9 protein-coding genes are annotated in these 3,639 nt (G+C 58.3%); 1 reads left to right on the forward strand and 8 read right to left on the reverse strand.

Annotation, left to right across the window (positions count from 1 at the left end):
- The coding region (locus EN984_RS26510; protein WP_245480123.1) for a hypothetical protein at positions 1-306 on the forward strand (306 nt) is incomplete at its 5' end.
- Here EN984_RS26510 and EN984_RS26515 read toward each other — a convergent pair.
- From EN984_RS26515 to EN984_RS38310, 8 genes are all read right to left on the reverse strand, one after another.
- A complete protein-coding gene (locus EN984_RS26515) occupies positions 231-455 on the reverse strand; it encodes a KTSC domain-containing protein (RefSeq protein ID WP_164748849.1) in 225 nt (74 codons plus the stop codon). The genes EN984_RS26510 and EN984_RS26515 overlap by 76 nt on opposite strands.
- A 693-nt stretch (positions 456-1,148) precedes the next feature.
- A complete protein-coding gene (locus tag EN984_RS26520; protein ID WP_236383367.1) occupies positions 1,149-1,337 on the reverse strand; it encodes a hypothetical protein in 189 nt (62 codons plus the stop codon).
- Positions 1,337-1,477, reverse strand: coding sequence for an entericidin A/B family lipoprotein (locus EN984_RS26525; RefSeq protein WP_127266527.1), 141 nt, complete (start codon positions 1,475-1,477; stop codon positions 1,337-1,339). Before EN984_RS26525 ends, EN984_RS26520 begins: the two co-directional genes overlap by 1 nt.
- Before the next feature lie 12 nt (positions 1,478-1,489).
- Positions 1,490-1,681: a hypothetical protein gene (locus EN984_RS38300; RefSeq protein ID WP_127266528.1), complete on the reverse strand. Its 192-nt coding sequence runs from the start codon at positions 1,679-1,681 to the stop codon at positions 1,490-1,492.
- A gap of 102 nt (positions 1,682-1,783) precedes the next feature.
- Entirely contained in the window at positions 1,784-1,879 is a 96-nt protein-coding gene (locus EN984_RS38305; RefSeq protein ID WP_189367358.1) for a putative RiPP precursor, read from the reverse strand.
- A 524-nt stretch (positions 1,880-2,403) separates the two neighbouring features.
- Complete coding sequence (locus EN984_RS26530; RefSeq protein ID WP_127266529.1) at positions 2,404-2,601, reverse strand: hypothetical protein; 198 nt, start codon at positions 2,599-2,601, stop codon at positions 2,404-2,406.
- Between the two features lie 42 nt (positions 2,602-2,643).
- Entirely contained in the window at positions 2,644-3,465 is an 822-nt protein-coding gene (locus tag EN984_RS26535) for a hypothetical protein (protein WP_236383366.1), read from the reverse strand.
- Positions 3,450-3,639 (reverse strand): hypothetical protein (locus EN984_RS38310; protein WP_206517480.1); only part of this gene is annotated, 190 nt, incomplete at its 5' end. The genes EN984_RS26535 and EN984_RS38310, both read right to left, overlap by 16 nt.

Raw genomic sequence — 3,639 nt, forward strand, 5'->3', positions numbered from 1 at the left:
GACTCGCATAGTGCGATTCAATTAGCGCGCGCTAAAATGGTTCCGGAACATTTTAGACGAATTGAATGTTTGACAGTTATGACGAAGCTATCCGACCTTGGACCGCCGATTCCCGGCAAGCAGCACGGCGGCGAGCCTGCCGACGAGCTCAACAATTTTATGACCTGTCCGGTGTGCGGCCAGCAGTTCGACATGCGCGACTTCCGCCAGGTCGCTTGGCACAATCTGCCTCAGCATGAGCCGCTGGAGCCGGAGCTTGCCACAGGCCGGAACGCGAAATGGTTGCGGATGCGATCGTTGAAATAGCGGCCCTTGGCAAAGGCAGTTTTAAAATCGGCGTAGGTATCAGGCGGCACGTCCAGAAAGTCGTACTGCCTGCCGCTCGCTACAAACCACACCGATAGAACCCTGGTGCCCGGATTGTATTCGAACCTGCGTATCGAGGTTGACGGCATGGTGCACCAGATGCTGCTAGCGAGCGGCCCGCGAGATGGCCCGCCCACTGAGGAAGCGGGAGCGGGCCGACCACGGCTGTACGTCCATGGCCATCATCGCCTCCACGGAAGGGGCGGTGACAGAATTTCAACTCCCATTGGATTGCGGCGTTCCACAGATAAACAAAAAGGCCCGCCACCTCTCGGCAGCGGGCAGTGTAGGTCGCTAGGATCACCCAGCGGTAACTAAAGTACACCCCGTCTCGCCAAAAGGGAAATGTTAGATATCTCTAATGTATGATTCGGACCCCGGGGGCTGACCGTAGCGTATCAAATCCGAGAATGTCTTGCGGGCCAGGTGATAGCGGAATACCGGGCTGGGGCCCCGACATCCTATTGCGCCGCCGCACAGGCAACGAAAAGGTCCCTGACGCTCCACCGATCCGGAAACTACTTTCTTAAGGTGACCGACGAGAGCAACGGCAGAGTGTTCGCCTACCAATACGCCGACTTGCTCTGCTGAGTGGGTCTGAGTAGCGGCTGCTGCTCACCTCCGGGTCAAAAACCCGCCGCCCCATTCATAGCAGCGGCGGGCCGTGCCTAGGGATAGTTGGACTAGACGGTGTGTTGATTCACCGCTGATGGATGGCTGAGGTGCAAAACCATGCAACCACAAACCCCGATACGCGACAGAAAGCCGTCGCAACGTCAACTTTACTCAAGCCGGAATTCAACCGCATGCTTGTCGGCCTCACTAATAAGGCCGCTGTCCATGGCGGCTTCGAACGCCTTGGTGAAATACTGATCATCGGAAGCCTCGTGATTCTGCTGCGCAAGATCGATCGGCAGAGCTCCGATCACGCGGCCCGTTGTCTTCTCGATGACCGTGACGGTCCTCTGCATCAGGGTTTATTGACCGTGTCGTCGACTGCGTTGGCCGTCGATTTGACGTCCCTGCCGACGCCTCGGACGGTGTTGGCGCAGGCCGCAAGGGCCAAGGCACAGGCAAGAATGACAACCGGTGTGATGCGTAGCAGTCTCATGGACGGGTTCTCCTATTTGTGGTTATCAAGTCCGCTTTGCCGTATCGCACCTGTAACCGCCATCACCTTGTTGTGGGCGGCCGCTTCATCTGCGGTGTCAAAGGGCGTTGCGATGGTCGTCCCATCCAGAGCCAGTAGCACAGCCAGGAACGGAAGGCCGATCAGCGGTGGTGCGTAGACGTACGCTGGGCGGGCATTCTTCATCGCCCATGTAGCACCCTTTGTCGGTCAGGACCTAATCCACGCCCTGAAGACCAAAAAGCCCGCCAGCCGGAGCCACCGGGCTTCCAGTGGTCAAAGACCTGCTCAGGTCGCAGAAAGACCCGACTCGATGACTTGCGCCGTGATTGAGGAAAGAATTCCCCGCTTGGTCAGGACTGGCTTTTCATAGGCTTTTTTCATAGCTGTTCCTCCCTTTTCACCCACCGAAACTGCTTTGGGGCAATTAACTTGTCAAGCTGATGCTAAAATGGCCGCCAGTGACGCACGCCACGCGTCGCGATCGTCGCAGAGAAGACGGAGAATGATCCGGTGCGAACCAGCGGGCGAAGAACTTCGGTCGCGTTGGACGGCAAACGGGCAATCCAGATCGACGGCTGTCCTGTCGAAATTGGTCGACCAAGACTTAGCCGGCCCCCCCAAATCCGGGGAACGATGCTAACGGGAGAGCGCTACATGGCCGGGCCCACCTACCGCCGGCATGCAGCGTGAGCAAGTCGTGATCGATCGCAGCGGCAGTCCGTCAACCCGGCGCCGCGAGTCGTGCGCGAGAGCACTGGCTTCCGAGCGTTTCCTCCAGCCGAGCCAGTCGGCGACTGACAACGGATTTGCGACGCCCAGCCGCCCCTCCGCACGATGCCTGGTCCCTGCGTGATCTCCCGAAGGTCCTGGCTTCGGCTTTTCTGATCTGGCACATCGTCGGACACTCAGCGCGTCTTGCCGGAGCGAAGATGCATCTCGATCTTGTTGATGGCCTTGGTGAGGATATCGACCGCCTGCAGATTGACTGCGAAGTCGAAGTTCCCTTGCGCCGTTTCGAATATCAGAACGCCGACCTTGGTCTCGTCGTCGCTCATCATGCCTGTTCCAATGCCGGTCGGCATATAGGGTGGTTTTTCTGACATGGTTCTCTCCTCGGGTGCGGTGTGGGCTGGTCAGGTTTTTAGCTATCCAGCGTGCGACCTGGAGTGGCCAAGCACGATCGATCGACGATGGCCGTGTAACCCGTTCACCGCTAATCGAAATGCATCGACTGGCCGCGCATCCGCCAGGGTCAGTGCGATTGCAGGATTTGCAGGTGGCTTCTCCATAAGCAGGGAGCCGTCGAAATCGCGCCATGCCGCCATCCGCAATTCTTCACCGTCTTCGCTGGCTGCAGGATCGAAAACGTGGGCATCGTAGGGGTCCTGGTCAATCTCGATCGTCCAGTCCTTGAGCGCCTTGCGAGCCATTTCTTCCACCTGGGCGAGGTTGCTGGTGAAGAAGGGGATACGGTCGCCATTTTCCGAAAGCGGCTCGACCTGATCCAGCGTCGGCCGCTCGGGCACCCAACCAAGAACGAAGGCAATATCGAAATCGATCTGGCGGTCCGGCCCGGTCGTGGTCTCCAACCGGGTGACAACATCGGGATAGAGCTGTTTGCGCGCCGGCCACGTGTCCGGGAGCGCCTCGGCCTGCAATCTCGTTCGGGGCACGTCGATCAACTCCATGATCTGATGGCCCGGAACTTTATCCTCCGGCCAGCCCGCACAACATGCAGTCGTCGCAGCCTCGTCGGCTTCCATCCAGACCGAAGCAGCCTGGTCCTCGTCCTCGGTTGGCTGGTCGTCTTCCGGAAAGCCTTTGATATCCCAGCCTTCCAACGCGAACAAACCTTCCGCGCCTTGCAAAGCCGTAATCCCGGCGCGCGCGAAGACTGCTTCGGCTGCCGTGACCCCGCGTGCCAGTTCCTCGGGCGTTGCACCTTCAATGTTCAAGCGAAGTTCCATGGTTCGCCTCCATTATCAAACTCCCACAGTGAACAAAATAAGAACAAAGGTGTCAATAGACTCCTGATGGCTTGGAAATAGGGTAGTTTTTTCAATAGGATAGCGTACATCAGGCAATCGGTTGAGGCTTCGTGCTCAATCCCAACGCAACTGCATTCATGGCCGCTGCTACAC

This window comes from Mesorhizobium sp. M7A.F.Ca.CA.004.12.1.1 (assembly GCF_003997835.1).
Lineage (GTDB): Bacteria > Pseudomonadota > Alphaproteobacteria > Rhizobiales > Rhizobiaceae > Mesorhizobium.

What these genes read in the sequence shown, in the direction of transcription:
- EN984_RS26525 (WP_127266527.1), bottom strand. Translation starts at nt 1,477, where the DNA reads ATGAGACTGCTACGCATCACACCGGTTGTCATTCTTGCCTGTGCCTTG.
- EN984_RS38305 (WP_189367358.1), bottom strand. Translation starts at nt 1,879, where the DNA reads ATGAAAAAAGCCTATGAAAAGCCAGTCCTGACCAAGCGGGGAATTCTT.
- EN984_RS26515 (WP_164748849.1), bottom strand. Translation starts at nt 455, where the DNA reads ATGCCGTCAACCTCGATACGCAGGTTCGAATACAATCCGGGCACCAGG.
- EN984_RS26535 (WP_236383366.1), bottom strand. Translation starts at nt 3,465, where the DNA reads ATGGAACTTCGCTTGAACATTGAAGGTGCAACGCCCGAGGAACTGGCA.
- EN984_RS26530 (WP_127266529.1), bottom strand. Translation starts at nt 2,601, where the DNA reads ATGTCAGAAAAACCACCCTATATGCCGACCGGCATTGGAACAGGCATG.
- EN984_RS26520 (WP_236383367.1), bottom strand. Translation starts at nt 1,337, where the DNA reads ATGCAGAGGACCGTCACGGTCATCGAGAAGACAACGGGCCGCGTGATC.
- EN984_RS38300 (WP_127266528.1), bottom strand. Translation starts at nt 1,681, where the DNA reads ATGAAGAATGCCCGCCCAGCGTACGTCTACGCACCACCGCTGATCGGC.